The following is a 16655-nucleotide window of genomic DNA, read 5'->3' as shown; positions in this document are numbered from 1 at the left end:
TGAGCTTATTTTTCAGAACTGTTTTTTTCTTTAATAATGTATCCAGGGCGGTCTTTAACTTCTTCAAAAATTCTCCAGATATATTCTGCGATAATTCCCAATGAAAAAAGGATAAGTCCCCCGAAAAATGATATGAACAGTATTATACTGGTCCACCCTTTAGGTTGTATATCATTGAAAAATGGACTGCCAAAAATCTTAATATAGATGTAAAATACAATAAGAAGAAACGAAATTAAAGAGACCCAAAGTCCCAGATTGAATATAAATTTTATGGGAAATGAAGATGATGAAAAGAAAGTATCTTTTGCCAGTCTTAATTTCTTTTTTACAGTCCAGCGAGATTTCTCATTAACTCCTAATGGCCGCTGATAGCCATAATAGTAAGGATTAAATCCTAATCTCAAAATCTCTGCAACCGTTGATGTATTTCTCGGATGTATCCTTTTGTTGAGGATATTAATTATTTCCCGGTCAATGAAAAATAAATCAGCACCACCTTTAGGGAATGTTACTTCCGTAAGAGCGTTCATAATTGTATAGTAGGCTTCTGAAAAAAGACTGCTTTTCCAGCTATCATCACGCGTGATTCTATGTGGAATAATAATTTTTTCTCCTTTAAGCCAAATATTGTACATATCTACGATAGTATCATAGGGTTGCTGTTCATCATCAACAAGAGGTAGTGCACAGTCTCCTTCTGCTAATGACAGCCCTGCAAAAATAGAGTAGTGACTTGTATAATTTCTACTAAGCTGATATGCTCTGACGTTTGAATTATTTTTTTCCAGTTCCAACGCTATTTTGTAGGAATCATCAGCTGATCCATCATCTACGATAATGAATTCAAAAGGAATATTGTTTTTTTCTAATAATTCTTTGACGTTTTCATACACCTTTACGATGCGTTTTTCGCTATAATAAGAAAGAAGAATTAAGGATAGTTTTTTAGATTCCATACAATGAAGTTTTGAACAGGCTATGTTTTTTTTATTAACTGTGAATTTTCAAAAACATATTCAGTTCCGGATTCATCTTTCATATTCAAACTTACCATTAAACCTTCAGCAGTAATATAACCTGTATGTTTAGCTGGATTGCCATACCAAACTGTATTTGCAGGAATATCTTTTGTAACAACACTTCCTGCACCAATCAATGCATTTTCTCCAATTGTATTTCCTGCAATTATGGTAGAATTCGCTCCGATAGAACCTCCTCTCTTAACCAAAGTTTTACTGAATTCTATTGGATATTGTTTTGAACGGGGGATTAAATCGTTGGTGAACGTTACATTAGGACCAATAAATACATTGTCCTCCAATGTTACTCCATCCCAAACTTGTACTCCTGGTTTTATGGTGACATTATCTCCTATAACGACATCATTTTCAATAAATACATTACAGTTTATATTACAATTGTTACCAATTTTTGCATTTTTCAACACAACGCAAAACTGCCAAATCATAGTGTCTTCACCTATGTTTTCTGTCTGTACATCTGCTAAATGGTGAATTTTATTTTTCATTTTGTGTTTTTAAAAATGTCTCGTAATCTCTTACATAATCAGTTTCATTATATGCATGAGAGGCAAGAACCAAACAAATTGCTCCTGAAGAAAAATTGATTTCTGAAGCCCATATTCCTGGAGGAATATGTAATCCTATATCGGGTCGATTAAGGAAAACCTGTCTTTTGAATTTTCCGTCATCTAATGAAACTTCAAAGCTTCCACTTGCGGCAATAAGAAATTGATGACATTCTTTATGTGAATGTGCTCCTCTACTTTCTCCACCGGCAATATCGTACAGATAAAAAACTCTTTTTACATCGAAAGGAAATGACGAATTATTCTCCACTACAGTGAGATTACCTTCTTCAAAATTGATTTTTCCTAAATCAATTACACTACAATCAAATACAGATAGATTATTTTTCATTGATTAAGGTTTTAAATTCTTCAAAATTTCTTATATAATCGTTCTCATTATAAGGTTTATCGGAAACAATAAGCGCAAGAGAATTGGTGGAAAAATTTTCTAATCTGCGCCAATACATTTTAGGAATGTACAATCCGTAGTATGATCTGTTTAAAGAAAATCTTTGTTCTTCCTCACCATTATGAATCACGACATCAAAACTTCCTGAAAGAGCAATGATAAACTCTTGTTGATTTTTGAAAGCATGGCTTCCCCGCACTTCTCCACCAGGAACATCATAGATCCAATAGGTTCTTGCAATCTCAAACGGTAGCTGATTGGGGTGCTCAAAAAAGGATAGATTTCCTCTTTTATCATATATTTTAGGCAGCTTTATTAATTTTGGGGTCATGGTGTTTGTATTTTGTAATCAAAATGAGGTCTGGTAACTCCAGGGTAAACATGTAATTTATTGCCTACTTTCACATTTTCGACTTCAAATCCAACAAAATTGTCCTTTATAAACAAGGGTTCTGTTTGATTTTTTCCGAAAATCAGTTTAAAATAATAATTCCCGGCATTCAATAATCCCGAAGGAATATCAAATTCTACAGTATATTCTCCAACTTTAGAATCATTATCTTTTGTAACTAGTTTTCCCACATGGAAAATTACAAGTTCTTCATAGTTCTTTAACTCAAAAGTGGTGTCTAAATTTATATTAGGCAAATAATTCTCAAATGTCAGTTTTACGTGAACCCCTGTGTCAATATCAATTAGGCCTCCCTTTATGGGTGTTACTGAGAATTCCTTTACTTTAATTTTTTCATTTCCAAGGGCATCATTAATGTTCCCGTTATAATGATAAGAACTTGCTGTTGCACTGCTTTTTTGATATTCGATAATGGTATCAAGCATGCTGCCTTGGTAGCCCATAGTTCCCTGATTTAAAAGGATTCCTTTATTACAAAGTTCCTTTACTGCTGTCATATTATGACTTACAAATAAAATAGTTCTTCCTTCTCCTTTGGTAACATCCCCCATTTTTCCCAAGCATTTCTTTTGAAATTCAGCATCTCCTACCGCCAGCACTTCATCTACAATAAGAATTTCAGATTCTAAGTGGGCTGCTACAGCAAATGCCAAACGGACATACATTCCTGAAGAATATCTTTTTACAGGAGTATCAATATATCGTTCTACCCCTGAGAAATCAACTATTTCATCAAATTTACGCTTAATTTCTTTGCGGGTCATTCCTAAAATAGCGCCGTTTAAAAATACATTTTCACGCCCTGTCATTTCAGGATGAAATCCCGTTCCTACTTCTAATAGTGATGCCACTCTTCCGTTTGTATAAATCTTTCCTGTAGTCGGTTTTGTTACTTTACTTAGCAGTTTAAGAAGAGTTGATTTTCCGGCACCGTTTCTTCCAATAATCCCAACGGCATCTCCTTGTTCAATTTCGAAGTCGATATCTCGCAGAGACCATACATATTCAGAAGTACCTTTTGTTGTCCTGTCATTTGCTTCACCGATTTTTAAATACGGATCTTCTTTACCTCTTACTTTATACCAGAATCTGTTGAGGTCATGGGAAAGAGTACCTGTACCCACTTGTCCGAGGCGGTATTGTTTTGATATATTTTCTGCTTTTAAGGCCAGCATATTTTTAAATTAAAATTAGGGAATTATATAAATTTTTTTTTAGACTGTGTCCATAAATGTTTTTTCAATCTTATTGAAAATAACAGTTCCTATCGCCAAAAGTATCAGGATGATAAATGTGCTGATTGCCAGCATTAATGGGGAAAAATCACCAACACCTAACCACGCATACTTAAAGCACTCAAAAATACCTGTTAGGGGATTGTAGAATGCCAGCTGTTTGAAAACTCCGCGAAGGGCAGATGTAGGATAAATAACAGGTGTGGCATACATATATAAGCTTATACCAAATCCTAATAACATACTAAGGTCTTTATATTTTGTCGTCAGTGCAGAGAAGATCATTCCTACACCTAAAGCAAATAATGCCATGAGAATAATTAGAAAAGGAGTGGCTAATACCCATATATTAGGGTGAACCTGTCCTTTTGCCAAGTAATAGCCCCAGGCAATAAGGAACAGCATAAACTGTACTCCAAAACGCATTAAATTGGATAATACAATAGAAAGAGGAGTTACAAGTCTTGGGAAATATACCTTTCCAAATATACTTGCATTGCCTACAAAAGTAGAAGACGTTCCTAGTAATGAAGTTGAAAAATAATTCCAGAGAGTAACACCAGCCAGATAAAATAGTATAGGAGGTGCATCATCTGTAGGTAATTTGGCAATTCTTCCAAAAACAATAAGATAAGTGATGGTCGTGAAGATAGGGTTGATGAAAAACCAGATAGGCCCCAGAATAGTTTGTTTAAAACTAGATATAAAATCTCTTTTTACAAACATATAGATCAAATCCTTATATCTCCAGACCTCTTTGAGTTTCAAATCAAATAAAGAATGCTTATCTTCAATTGTTTCTGTCCACTTTTGTTGTGGTTCATCCATTTGTGTAAATTTTTTACAAATTTATAATAATTAATTCTTACGCAGTTTTTTGTTTTATGAATTATTATTTACATAAAACCATAAAGCAACAACTAATATATTAATATTTGTTGTTATTAGCAAAAACTATTGACCATAAAGCCAATAGTTTGTGAAATTTATAAAATTGTATTGTTATTTTTTTACGAGCTGTTTCAGGTATTCACCATAGCCGCTTTTTCCATATTTAACTGCTGTTTCCAACAATTTCTCTTCATTGATGAATTTATTTCTGAAAGCAATTTCTTCTATACATCCAATTTTGAAACCTTGCCTTTTTTCAATAACGCTGACAAACTCGGAAGCATCATGAAGAGAATCGAAAGTTCCTGTATCCAGCCAGGCAGTTCCTCTGTCCAGAACACCAACTTCAAGTTTACCTTTGTTCAGATACACATTGTTGATATCAGTGATTTCCAGTTCTCCTCTTGGAGAAGGCTGTATGTTTTTGGCAATTTCTACCACTTCATTGTCATAAAAATATAAACCGGGAACAGCGTAGTTGGATTTTGGGTTAGTTGGTTTTTCTTCAATAGATACCGCTTTAAAGTCGTTGTCGAATTCTACAACACCATATCTTTCAGGATCTGAAACATGGTATGCGAAAACAACACCTCCGCTTGGATTGGTCTTATTTTTCAATAATGTTCCCATTTCGGATCCATAAAATATATTATCTCCTAAAACCAATGCGGCTGAATCATTGCCTATAAACTGGTCACCTAGAATAAAAGCCTGTGCTAAACCGTCCGGGCTTGGCTGTACGATGTATTCTATATTGCATCCTATTTGTGAACCGTCTCCCAGTAATTTAATAAAACCGGCCTGATCGTGTGGGGTAGTAATAATTAAAATATCTTTAATTCCTGCCAATAATAATGTTGATAACGGATAATAAATCATCGGTTTGTCATAAACCGGCATCAGCTGCTTGCTTACTGCAATGGTGAGAGGGTAAAGTCTGGTTCCAGACCCGCCTGCTAAAATGATACCTTTCATCTTCTTTGTGTTTTAGTTATACTGGTTATTGTAATATTTTTGGTAGTCGCCGCTGGTTACGTTTTCTAGCCATTCCTTATTTTCAAGATACCAGTCGATTGTTTTTGAAAGACCTTCTTCAAAAGTTACCGAAGGTTTCCAACCTAAATCCTTATTTAATTTTGCCGCATCAATAGCATAACGCTTGTCATGCCCTGGTCTGTCTTTTACAAAAGTGATCAGCTTCTCAGAATGACCTTCCGGCTTTCCTAATTTAGCATCCATTTGTTTGATAAGTTCTTTTACCAGATCAATATTCTGCCATTCGTTGAAACCTCCGATATTGTAAGTTTCTCCAGTTTTAGCTTCGTTAAAAATTTGGTGGATGGCTTTGGCATGATCAATTACGAATAACCAGTCTCTTGTATATTTTCCATCACCGTAGATGGGCAATGGCTTTTCGTTGATGATATTCGAGATACAAAGAGGAATTAATTTTTCAGGGAAATGATTCGGTCCATAGTTATTAGAACAGTTGGATACGATAAAAGGCATTCCGTAGGTATTCCCGTAGGCTCTTACCAAATGGTCAGATGCTGCTTTGGATGCTGAATATGGAGACTGTGGGTCATATGAAGTAGTTTCCAGGAAAAAACCGGTTTCTCCTAAACTTCCATACACCTCGTCAGTAGAAACGTGATAAAATAAGTTTGTTCTTTTTTCATCCGGGAATCTTCCGTGGGTATGGTCTGGATTCATTGTCCAGAATTCTTTGCAAAGATTCAGTAGATTGGCTGTTCCATTTACATTCGTCTCGATGAAAGCCATAGGGTCTGTAATGCTTCGGTCTACATGACTTTCAGCCGCTAAATGCACAACAGCATCCGGATGGTATTTTTCAAATACTCTTCTTAATTCTTCAGGTTTTGTAATGTCTGCCTTTTCAAATACATAATTGGGCTCATTTTCAATATCCTTTAAATTTTCCAAATTTCCGGCATATGTAAGAGCATCAAGATTGATGATGGTAGAATTCGGATTGTTTTTTACAAACTCCCTTACAACATGAGATCCGATGAATCCTGCACCGCCTGTGATAATTATATTTTTCATCTATTTATTTTGAAATTGTCTTTCTTCCTATACTTTTGTAATAGAACCCGTTTTGTTCTGGAATTTCCAGTGGGTACATGTTTCTTCCGTCAAAAATAACTTTATTTTTCATTTTTTTGGCAATAAGGTCAAAGTTCGGGTTTTTAAACTCCGGCCATTCTGTAGCAATGAATAAAGCATCTACATCTTCCAGCGCATCATACATTCCCTTGGCGTATTGTATTTGATCGCCGAGAAGTTTTTTCACATTATTTTCTGCGACGGTGTCATATGCAACAATTTTCGCGCCTTTTTTTAATAATAGCGCAATATTGTCTAATGAAGATGCCTCCCGGATGTCGTCTGTATTAGCTTTAAAAGCCAATCCCCACATGGCGATTTTTTTTCCTTCGATGCTGCCTCCGAAATATTTTTCAATCTCAGAAACTAAAATTACTTTTTGAGTGGTATTTACATTTTCCGTGGCTTCAAGAATCTGAAAATTGAAATCTTCCTGCTTGCCGGATTTTATCAATGCTTTTACATCCTTAGGAAAACAGCTTCCTCCGTACCCGATTCCTGGAAACAAAAATCGGTGTCCGATTCTGTCATCACTTCCCATTCCTAATCTTACTTTATCAACATCTGCACCTACTTTTTCACAATAGTTGGCAATTTCATTCATAAAAGTAATCTTTACAGCTAAAAATGAATTGGCAGCATATTTTGTGAGTTCGGATGATTTTTCATCCATAAATATAATAGGAATTCCAATATTGGTAAATGGCTGGTAAATTTTAGCCATAATGTCCTTTGCTTTTTCGGAGCTGGCTCCTACAACTACCCTTGACGGGTTCATGGAATCTTCAACGGCAAAACCTTCCCGCAAGAATTCCGGATTGGAAACTACATCAAAAGGAATGTTTGTTTTTGAAGAAACAGCTTCTCTTACTTTATCCGCTGTTCCTACGGGAACTGTACTTTTATTAACGATGACCTTATATCCGGTCATTTGTTCTCCGATATTATTGGCTACCTGTAATACATAAGAAAGGTCTGCCGAACCATCCTCTCCGGGAGGGGTAGGCAAGGCTAAATAAATAACCTCGCTTTTGTCTAGTGCTTCTTTAAGATTGGTGGTGAAGAATAGTCTTTCGGACTGGATGTTTCTGTGGAACATTTCTTCAAGGTTCGGCTCATAGATGGGAACTACGCCGTTTTTTAAACCTTCTACTTTTTTTTCATCAATATCAACACAGTATACTGAATTGCCAAGCTCTGCCAGGGTAGTTCCAGTGACTAATCCTACATAACCTGTTCCTACAATCGTTATATTCAAAATGTCTGTTTTTTAAATTCAAGGACAAAAATAATAAAAATACCTTCACGGTGTCTTTTAATTTACTATAAAAGAATTCCAACTTATTTGCTTGATTATAAGATGATTTTGCTTTTTTAGAAAAAATGCGTATATTTGCAATGGATTTACAGAAAATAATGAAAAGGCTTCGGGAGAAAGCCTTTTTTCGTACAGGTAAATCAACGTAAAATTTTATGGAGTTTAGAAAGAATATAGAAACATTATTAAATGAATTCCTTGAAACCAGAAAAGATTTATTTCTTATTGATTTAAAATTTTCGGCAGGGGATGATATTACGGTGATTTTAGATGGTGATAACGGAGTTACTTTGCAGGACTGCCTTGATGCAAGCCGTGCAGTAGAATTCAATATGGATCGTGAAGAGCATGACTTTAGCCTTCAGGTGATGTCTGCAGGACTAAGCGAGCCATTGTCAACTCCAAGACAGTTCAATAAAAATATAGGAAGAGAAATTGAGGTAATGCTCGAGGATTCTTCTACAATCGAAGGGGAGCTGTCCAAAGTGGATGAAGAGAAAATCACACTTATTCTGCGTTACCGTAAACCGAAAGACATCGGTAAAGGAAAAGTAGATGTGGAAGAGGAAAAGGAAATTCCTTACTCTGAGATTAAAAAAGCATTAGTAGTAATTAAATTTTAAAAAGAAAAAAGAATAGATGGATAATATAGCGTTGATTGAATCCTTTGGTGATTTTAAAGACGAAAAGGGGATCAGTAAGATTGATCTTATGGCAATTATTGAAGATTCACTGAAGACACTTTTGAGAAAAAGATTTGATTCAGATGATCATTTTGATGTGATTGTGAATCCTGATAAAGGAGATTTTCAGATATTTTTGAATAAAACTATTGTAGAGGATGAGATGTCTGAAGATGATGATTTGGAAATTGAAATCTCCGAAGCAAAGAAAATTGATCCTACTTTTGAAGTAGGTGAGGATTTTACAATGGAAATTCCTGTTGCCCAATTGGGAAGAAGGAATATTCTTACGTTGAAGCAGATTTTAGCAACAAAACTTCAGGAGCATAACAATGCCATGTTGTATGAGCAGTTTAGAGATAAAATCGGAGAAATTGTTATCGGAGAAATCCACCATATCCGTCACAAACATGTGATCTTGCTGGATGATGAAGACAATGAATTTATTTTACCAAAAGAAAATCAGATTCCGTCCGACTTCTTTAAAAAGGGAGAGAACATCAGAGCTATTGTAGAAACAGTAGACTTTAAAGGTTCTAAACCACAGATTATTATTTCCAGAACTGCACCTAAATTCTTAGAAAAGTTATTGGAGCTGGAAATTCCTGAAATTCAGGATGGAACGATTATACTTAAAAAAGTAGTGAGAATTCCTGGCGAGAAGGCGAAGATTGCAGTAGATGCTTATGACGATAGAATAGATCCGGTTGGTGCTTGTGTGGGTGTTAAAGGATCCAGAATTCACGGTGTTGTAAGGGAGTTGAGAAATGAAAACATCGATGTTATTCAGTGGTCTAAAAACCCTGAGATTTTGGTAAAAAGAGCTTTAGGGAATGTTACCATCAACAAAATTGATATCAACGAGAATGGAAACTATGCATTAGTGTACACGCCTGTTGAAGAAATTTCTAAAGTAATCGGTAAGCAAGGACAGAATATCAGACTTGCTTCTTGGTTAACAGGATATGAAATTGATGTATATAGAGAATCTAGTGAAGATGATGATGTTGATTTGAGAGAATTTAACGATGACATCGAACAATGGGTTCTGGATGAATTTAAAAAAGTAGGTCTTACTACTGCAAAATCAGTGTTGGATAAAGAGACTGAGAGCCTCTTGAATATGGTTGACTTGGAAGAAGAGACTATTGAAGATGTAAAGCGTGTTCTAAGAGAAGAATTTGAAGATTAAGATTTTTAATAAATTTTAATAAGCAGTAAAAGAAAATACTTTAATTTTAAGAATTAAAAAAAATAGTAAATAATATAGATGCCAAAAATAAGATTAAATAAAGCGGTTAAGGAATTCAACATATCGATGTCCAGACTAGTGGAGTTTTTACAGTCTAAGGGGATCGTGGTTGAAGGCAATCCTAACGCTCAATTAGAAGAAGCGGCATATTCTGCATTGGAAGCTGAGTTTGCCAAGGATGGCGAGCAAAGAAAAGCATCCCATGAGGTGGTGATCACTAAAGTTCCTGAAGAAAAACTGGAAATTGAAGAAAAGAAAACCCCTGAAGTAATAAGAGCTAAAGCTAATAAACCAGAAACTAGGATTTTAGGTAAAATAGACTTGGAGCCTAAAAAGCCTGAAGTTGAAGAAGTTCCTGTAGCTCCTGCAGCACCAGTTGCACCTATTGTTCCTGTTGTGGAAGAAAAAAAGGAGGAAGTAGTTGTATCAGTACCTGAGCCTGAAGTTAAAGCAGCTCCTGAAAAACAGGAATTCAAAGTTCTGGATAAAATTGATTTGTCCCAAATAGAAAGTAGAAATAGACCGGCTAAAAAAGATAAGCCAAAAGTGGAAGATAAAAAAACGGAGGAAAGGCCAGCAGAGCCTGTGAAAGAAGCTCCAAAACCAGTGGCTGAGCCTACGGCTAAGCCTGTTGAGGTGAAAACAGAACCTGCAAAGAACGAATCTGAATCTCAGGAATCTCAAAAAATTGAGACTGTTTATCAAAAGCTTGACGGTCCTAAGATCGTTGGTGAAAAGATCGATTTGTCTCAGTTTGCGCCAAAACCTAAAAAGAAAAGAAAAAGAATTGAGAAGCCAGGTGGGAACAATACTCCTCAAAATGGAGGTAACAACCAACAAGGCGGAAACAACACCCAACAAGGTGGTGGAAACAGACCTAATACAGGTCCTCAAGGGAACCGTCCTCCGGGACAAGGTGCAGCAGGTGGAAACCGTCCTCCAGGACAAGGTGGCCCAGGTGGAAACCGTTTTGGAAACAATCAAGGGAATCGTCCTCCAGGTCAAGGTGGCGGGTTCAAAAAACCAGGTCAGAATAATAATAACAGACCAGGACAAAGAACGATGCCTGTTGAGCTTACTGACGAGCAGGTTAAAAACCAAATCAAGGAAACTCTTGAAAAACTTACTAACAAAGGGGGTAAGTCTAAATCTGCAAAACACAGAAAAGACAAGAGAACATACCGTAGAGAACAGGACGAACGTCAGCAGGAAATTGATGCTCAGGACAGAACATTAAAAGTTACCGAATTCATTACAGTAGGTGAACTAGCCAGCTTAATGAATGTTTCTCCTACAGAAGTAATCTCTGCTTGTTTCTCTCTTGGAGTAATGGTGACGATGAACCAAAGACTGGAAGCTGATACCTTATTATTAGTAGCAGACGAATTTGGTTATAAAATTGAATTCTCAGATGCTGACTTGGAAGAAGTAGAATCTGAAGAAGATATGGATACCGAAGAAGATTTATCTTCTAGAGCTCCAATTGTAACAGTAATGGGTCACGTTGACCACGGTAAAACATCATTACTTGACTACATCAGAAAAACAAACGTTATTGCCGGTGAGTCAGGAGGGATTACCCAGCACATTGGAGCATATAACGTAAAATTAGAAAACGGACAAAGAATCACATTCTTAGATACACCTGGTCACGAAGCGTTTACCGCAATGAGAGCCAGAGGTGCTCAAATCACCGACATCGCAATTATTGTAATTGCAGCGGATGATGATGTGATGCCTCAAACGAGAGAAGCAATTTCTCACGCACAGGCTGCAGGTGTACCAATGATTATTGCTTTGAACAAAGTTGATAGACCATCTGCAAACCCGGATAATATTCGTCAGCAACTTTCTGGAATGAATATTCTGGTAGAAGAATGGGGAGGAAATGTTCAGGCACAGGAAATTTCAGCGAAATTTGGTAATAACATGGACGTTCTATTAGAGAAAGTATTACTTCAGGCAGAAATGCTGGATTTAAAAGCTAATCCGGATAGAGCAGCTCAAGGTGTTGTTATTGAAGCTTCATTAGATAAAGGTAGAGGATATGTTGCTACAATGTTAGTACAAACTGGTACCCTAAAAGTTGGAGATTATGTGGTGGCAGGTAAAAACCACGGTAAAGTAAAAGCAATGCTTGATGAAAGAGGTAGAAATCTTAAAGAAGCCGGCCCGTCAATTCCTGTTACTATTTTAGGATTAGATGGCGCCCCAACAGCAGGTGATAAATTTAAGGTATACTCTGATGAAAGTGAAGCTAAAGCAATTGCTAACAAGAGAGAACAACTTCAAAGAGAACTTTCGATAAGAACTAAAAAGCATACTACGCTTGAAGAACTTGGAAGAAGAATTGCATTAGGAGAATTTAAAGAATTGAATATTATCCTGAAAGGGGATGTGGACGGTTCTGTAGAAGCACTTTCTGATCAGTTACAGAGATTATCTACTGCAGAGATCAATGTAAACATCTTACATAAAGGAGTTGGACAGATTACTGAATCTGATGTTAATTTGGCAACGGCTTCCGATGCGATTATTATCGGATTTAACGTAAGAGCTGGTGCAAATGCTAAAGACTTGGCTGATAAAGAAGAAATCGAGATCAGAACATATTCAGTAATTTATGCTGCTATTGATGAGGTGAAAGAAGCCATGGAAGGTATGCTTTCTCCTGAGATCAAAGAACAGGTAATTGGGAATGTTGAAATTAGAGAAGTATTCAAAATCTCTAAAGTTGGAACGATTGCAGGATGTATGGTTCTTTCAGGAAAAGTTACCAGAAGTTCTAAAGTAAGAGTTCTTAGAGACGGTATCGTTAAGTTTGAGGGCGAATTGGAAAGCTTGAAGCGTTTCAAAGATGATGTAAGAGAAGTAACGAAAGGTTACGAATGTGGTCTGAACTTAAAAGGCTATAATGATATTGAAGTAGGTGATATCCTTGAAGTATACGAGGAAGTAGCTGTTAAAAAGAAGTTGAAATAATAATCTTCTGAATATATAAAAAAACCACTTTGTAAAAAGTGGTTTTTTTGTTTTCTATATGATTCTTTATAGTGTTTTATGAAGCTTCATCTATTAATTGGTGTATATGCTGTCAAAATTCAATTGCTACCATTTTATATTGGCTAAAACTGATTTCTTTAGTTACTGAATAAGTTTAAAATGAATGTTGATTTACTCATTAAGTCCAAAGCCTTTTTTGTAACGTATCTCTAAAATAATTCCTTTTTCTGAGAAGTGTTTACCCTTAAAAACAAATTTAGCTTCAAATTTTGGAACCGCAAATCCTTCTGTGAAAGTAAATGTTAAAGGATTTTAAATTGTGATTTCTCTATAATGTGAAAAAAATATATTTTCAATACTATGATTATATTTTTTTTAAAACTGAAAACAGATCTATTAGTGGGAGATTTTGAAGAGCTAATTCGGCATTGAAATTTGATCATAGTCTATTTTTAGTAAAATTTCGATTTTTGTGTATTTTTTTTAAATCAAGAAGTTTTAAAGATGATTAAAACAGTGACAAAGACATTGCTATAAGCGATCTGGATAAGAAAACCTGTGAAAAATAAGTTGAAATAATTTTCTTCTAAATATGTGAAAACCACTTTTTTATAAAGTGGTTTTTCTATTATTTTCGATCTTTTTAATTTGTATTAATTCTAAATAACATTTTTTATATTGATGATAATGTGTTAAAAATTTTACTAGGTGTTAAAATTTTGCATTTTATGGAATAAAAACTGAGTATTGTTATTAAATATTATTTGTTTAGTGTAATATTTAAAGTAATGTGTGAAAAAAAGTGTAAGATGTATAGGAAAAAAACTTGCAAATGTTAATATTTATTAACATATTTGCCCATTAAAATATATTAAAATTTGTTAATATGAATGTTAAACTACGTGTATTAAGTGCTGGGGCCCTGTTTTTCTTAGGACAGGTGGCTTATGCGCAAAAAGCAAAGAGGGATACGGCTAAAGCTACTGAAATTGATGAGGTAGTAATGGTAGGATTCGGGCAGAAAAAATCTGTTAAAGAAGTTACAGGTTCTGTGAGCACCGTAAAAGGTGACAAACTTAATGATTTGCCAGTTGCATCTCCTGATAAAGCCCTAATGGGTAGAGTTACCGGAGTACAGACTGGAGCCGCTTCAGGGCAGCCGGGTGGTATTGTAAATATCCGTGTTAGAGGTAATACTTCTGTTAACGGAAATAATAGTCCTATTTTTATTGTTGATGGAGTAAGAATTGCTTCTGGAGACTTAACAAGCTTAAATACGACATCAAATATTTTAGCGAATTTAAGTACAGATGATATTGAATCAATGACTGTGCTTAAAGATGCAGTTTCAACATCATTATATGGTGCAGATGCTGGTGCTGGGGTAATTATTATTACTACAAAATCGGGTAAGTCTGGGAAGCCAAGATTTAATTTCTCAACAAACTTCGGGGTAAACAAAACAGCATTTAAGCTTCCTAATCCACTATCAAAAGATGAGTGGCATGGATTAGCCGCTCAAACGATGCTAAACTCACCGGGTACATTTGGATTTACCACTTATCAACAAGCATATGATGCTCTTTTATCTCCGGATCCAGATGTAAATCCATTTGGATATCAAGATTACCGTGATGTTAATACAAATTGGCAGAAAGAACTGACTAGAAATGCTGGTCAAAACGAAACTAACTTTTCTGTTAGCGGAGGAAGTGATAAATTCAAATATTACTCTTCTATCGGAATGTTTAACCAGGAGAGTGTTTACAAAGGGAGTGATTTCAAAAGAGTTAATGCTTCTACTAAAATTGAATATAAAGCAACTGATAGGTTAACCATTAACACTGACTTCCAATTTTCAAACAGTAAAATGAGTACTTTGAATGATGGTGGTGATTTTGCGAATCCACTACTTGCTCAGTATTTTAACCTTCCAATTGACCCTGTTAGAAATCCTGACGGAAGCTGGTATTATGGTATCAACAACTCTTTACCTTCTGGTAATTTCAACGTAGCAGCACTACAAGATCTGAATTCTAGAAAAGCAAATACGACAAGAGTATTTGCTAATTTAGGTGTTAACTATAAAATTTTAGATGGTCTAATATACAGAATGAACTTTGCTCCTGAATACATCAATGTGGAAGAAGATGTATATTTATCTCCTCTTCATGGTGATGGTTGGGCTGCTAAAGGTGATTTAACATCTAATGCTAGAAGATTCTTCAACTTTAACGTACAGAATGTCTTAGAATATTCTTTCAGACTAGGAGATAAACATAAATTTGTTGCAAGAGCAATTCAGGAAGCTTATAAATCTGATTTAAGAAGTATTAATGCTGAAGGACAGGTTGTTGCTCTTTCTACACTTCATACGTTGGACAGTTTTGTTAAGCCTGTTGCAGCAGGAGGAGCAAAAACAATTACTTCCAGATCTGGGTATGCAGGACAGTTAAACTATAACTTTGATAATATTGTTAACCTTGATGTAGCGTACAGAAGAGATGCAATGTCTAACTTCTTCCCAGGTCAGAAAGGAGGTAACTTTTATTCTGCAGGAGCAAGTGTTGACTTAGCGGAGATATTCCTTCCTAACAATGATTATGTTACCATGTTGAAACTTAGATCATCTTATGGTAAATTAGGGAATCAAATTTCAGCATCTCCTTATGCAACTTACAGTTATGGAGTGAACTATAACAATAACGCAGGTGCTAGTTATGCAGGTTTTTATAATCCAGGACTTAAATGGGAAACTGTTAAACCTTTCAATGTAGGAGTTGATTTAGGATTCTTAAAAGATCGTATTACTTTAACGGCTGAATACTATAACAAAAAAACTGAAGATCTAATCTTTACAGTTCCACTATCACTAGCTCAAGGTAATTCAGGGTACACAGATAATATAGGGGAATTAGTAAATAAAGGATTTGAATTCAGTATAAATGCTGATATCCTAAGACCTACAGATCCAAAAGGATTCTCTCTTAGCATGGATGCTAACTTATCAACACTTGATAATGAGCTGACAAAAATCTATGGTGGAAAAGATATTATCTCAGGAGGTACTATTTTAAGAGAAGGAGAATCAATCAACAGCTGGTACATGAGAAAATGGGCTGGTGTTGATCCTAGCAACGGGGATCCATTATGGTATGTAAATGGAGTTGACGGAGCTACAACTAATAACTACAACAATGCTCAGAGAGCGGTACAGGGTAACCGTCTGGCTAAGTATTTCGGAGGTGTTGGTATCAGAATGTCCTACCAAAACTTTACGGTATCTGCACAAGGAACTTACAGCTTTGGAGGGAAAGTATATGATGACTGGGCTAACTATACAATGAGTGATGGACAGTACAGCTTATTCTATCCAGGATATCAGGATCAGTTAAACTATTGGACGCCGGATAATCCTAATGCATTGAATCCTAAACCGATCTATGGAGGGAATAAACTTGCTAACAGAATATCTTCAAGATACTTATACAAAGCAGATTACTTAAGATTGGCTAATTTAAAGATAGCGTATACGTTTGATTCTAGCTTCTTAAAAGGTTCAAACCTGAATAAAGTAACGGTTTACGTTATGGGTAACAACCTTTGGACTCATGCTTATGACAAAAATTTAAGATATGATCCGGATATTGCTCTTGCTGGTACAACTGGCTTGAACTTACCTCCTTTGAAATCTTATCTTGTTGGATTTAATGTTGAATTTTAAAAATTGA

Annotated in this window: 13 protein-coding genes; 4 read left to right on the top strand and 9 right to left on the bottom strand. The window is 35.5% G+C overall.

Annotated features, from left to right (window positions below):
- Positions 1-5: 5 nt before the first annotated feature.
- From IW15_RS00465 to IW15_RS00425, 9 genes are all read right to left on the bottom strand, one after another.
- Entirely contained in the window at positions 6-959 is a 954-nt protein-coding gene (locus IW15_RS00465; protein ID WP_034708379.1) for a glycosyltransferase, read from the bottom strand.
- A 20-nt stretch (positions 960-979) separates the two neighbouring features.
- Positions 980-1531, bottom strand: a complete 552-nt coding sequence (locus tag IW15_RS00460) for an acyltransferase (protein WP_034708377.1) — start codon at positions 1529-1531, stop codon at positions 980-982.
- Positions 1521-1943 (bottom strand): sugar 3,4-ketoisomerase, encoded by a 423-nt coding sequence (locus tag IW15_RS00455; RefSeq protein WP_034708376.1) that lies wholly within the window; start codon positions 1941-1943, stop codon positions 1521-1523. The genes IW15_RS00460 and IW15_RS00455 overlap by 11 nt, the downstream gene beginning before the upstream one ends.
- The gene (locus tag IW15_RS00450; RefSeq protein WP_034708375.1) at positions 1933-2334 is read right to left on the bottom strand and encodes a sugar 3,4-ketoisomerase; all 402 of its coding nucleotides are present in this window, start codon (positions 2332-2334) and stop codon (positions 1933-1935) included. Before IW15_RS00450 ends, IW15_RS00455 begins: the two co-directional genes overlap by 11 nt.
- Entirely contained in the window at positions 2331-3590 is a 1260-nt protein-coding gene (locus IW15_RS00445; RefSeq protein WP_034708373.1) for an ABC transporter ATP-binding protein, read from the bottom strand. Before IW15_RS00445 ends, IW15_RS00450 begins: the two co-directional genes overlap by 4 nt.
- A 39-nt stretch (positions 3591-3629) precedes the next feature.
- Positions 3630-4478, bottom strand: coding sequence for an ABC transporter permease (locus tag IW15_RS00440; RefSeq protein WP_034708372.1), 849 nt, complete (start codon positions 4476-4478; stop codon positions 3630-3632).
- A 174-nt stretch (positions 4479-4652) separates the two neighbouring features.
- Positions 4653-5516: a glucose-1-phosphate thymidylyltransferase RfbA gene (gene rfbA, locus IW15_RS00435; RefSeq protein ID WP_034708371.1), complete on the bottom strand. Its 864-nt coding sequence runs from the start codon at positions 5514-5516 to the stop codon at positions 4653-4655.
- 12 nt (positions 5517-5528) lie between these two features.
- The gene (rfbB, locus tag IW15_RS00430; protein WP_034708369.1) at positions 5529-6608 is read right to left on the bottom strand and encodes a dTDP-glucose 4,6-dehydratase; all 1080 of its coding nucleotides are present in this window, start codon (positions 6606-6608) and stop codon (positions 5529-5531) included.
- Positions 6609-6612: 4 nt separating this feature from the next.
- Positions 6613-7926, bottom strand: coding sequence for a UDP-glucose dehydrogenase family protein (locus tag IW15_RS00425; protein ID WP_034708368.1), 1314 nt, complete (start codon positions 7924-7926; stop codon positions 6613-6615).
- 215 nt (positions 7927-8141) lie between these two features.
- Between IW15_RS00425 and rimP the strand changes: the two genes are divergently transcribed.
- The 4 genes from rimP (at position 8142) to IW15_RS00405 (ending at position 16648) form a co-directional block, all read left to right on the top strand.
- Complete coding sequence (gene rimP, locus IW15_RS00420) at positions 8142-8609, top strand: ribosome assembly cofactor RimP (RefSeq protein ID WP_034708367.1); 468 nt, start codon at positions 8142-8144, stop codon at positions 8607-8609.
- Between the two features lie 16 nt (positions 8610-8625).
- A complete protein-coding gene (gene nusA / locus IW15_RS00415; RefSeq protein ID WP_034708366.1) occupies positions 8626-9861 on the top strand; it encodes a transcription termination factor NusA in 1236 nt (411 codons plus the stop codon).
- 78 nt (positions 9862-9939) lie between these two features.
- The gene (infB, locus tag IW15_RS00410) at positions 9940-12903 is read left to right on the top strand and encodes a translation initiation factor IF-2 (RefSeq protein WP_034708364.1); all 2964 of its coding nucleotides are present in this window, start codon (positions 9940-9942) and stop codon (positions 12901-12903) included.
- 907 nt (positions 12904-13810) lie between these two features.
- Positions 13811-16648, top strand: coding sequence for a SusC/RagA family TonB-linked outer membrane protein (locus IW15_RS00405; protein ID WP_034708363.1), 2838 nt, complete (start codon positions 13811-13813; stop codon positions 16646-16648).
- The last annotated feature ends 7 nt before the right edge of the window (positions 16649-16655 follow it).

The sequence above is a fragment of the Chryseobacterium soli genome, from assembly GCF_000737705.1.
Taxonomy (GTDB): domain Bacteria; phylum Bacteroidota; class Bacteroidia; order Flavobacteriales; family Weeksellaceae; genus Chryseobacterium; species Chryseobacterium soli.
Note: the sequence above shows the minus strand (reverse complement) of the source record. Positions and strands in the feature narration are given on the sequence as shown.

Bases quoted from the DNA above. Each gene is read 5' to 3' on its own strand.
- IW15_RS00465 (WP_034708379.1), bottom strand. From the start codon at position 959: ATGGAATCTAAAAAACTATCCTTAATTCTTCTTTCTTATTATAGCGAA.
- IW15_RS00460 (WP_034708377.1), bottom strand. From the start codon at position 1,531: ATGAAAAATAAAATTCACCATTTAGCAGATGTACAGACAGAAAACATA.
- IW15_RS00455 (WP_034708376.1), bottom strand. From the start codon at position 1,943: ATGAAAAATAATCTATCTGTATTTGATTGTAGTGTAATTGATTTAGGA.
- IW15_RS00450 (WP_034708375.1), bottom strand. From the start codon at position 2,334: ATGACCCCAAAATTAATAAAGCTGCCTAAAATATATGATAAAAGAGGA.
- IW15_RS00445 (WP_034708373.1), bottom strand. From the start codon at position 3,590: ATGCTGGCCTTAAAAGCAGAAAATATATCAAAACAATACCGCCTCGGA.
- IW15_RS00440 (WP_034708372.1), bottom strand. From the start codon at position 4,478: ATGGATGAACCACAACAAAAGTGGACAGAAACAATTGAAGATAAGCAT.
- rfbA (WP_034708371.1), bottom strand. From the start codon at position 5,516: ATGAAAGGTATCATTTTAGCAGGCGGGTCTGGAACCAGACTTTACCCT.
- rfbB (WP_034708369.1), bottom strand. From the start codon at position 6,608: ATGAAAAATATAATTATCACAGGCGGTGCAGGATTCATCGGATCTCAT.
- rimP (WP_034708367.1), top strand. From the start codon at position 8,142: ATGGAGTTTAGAAAGAATATAGAAACATTATTAAATGAATTCCTTGAA.
- nusA (WP_034708366.1), top strand. From the start codon at position 8,626: ATGGATAATATAGCGTTGATTGAATCCTTTGGTGATTTTAAAGACGAA.
- infB (WP_034708364.1), top strand. From the start codon at position 9,940: ATGCCAAAAATAAGATTAAATAAAGCGGTTAAGGAATTCAACATATCG.
- IW15_RS00405 (WP_034708363.1), top strand. From the start codon at position 13,811: ATGAATGTTAAACTACGTGTATTAAGTGCTGGGGCCCTGTTTTTCTTA.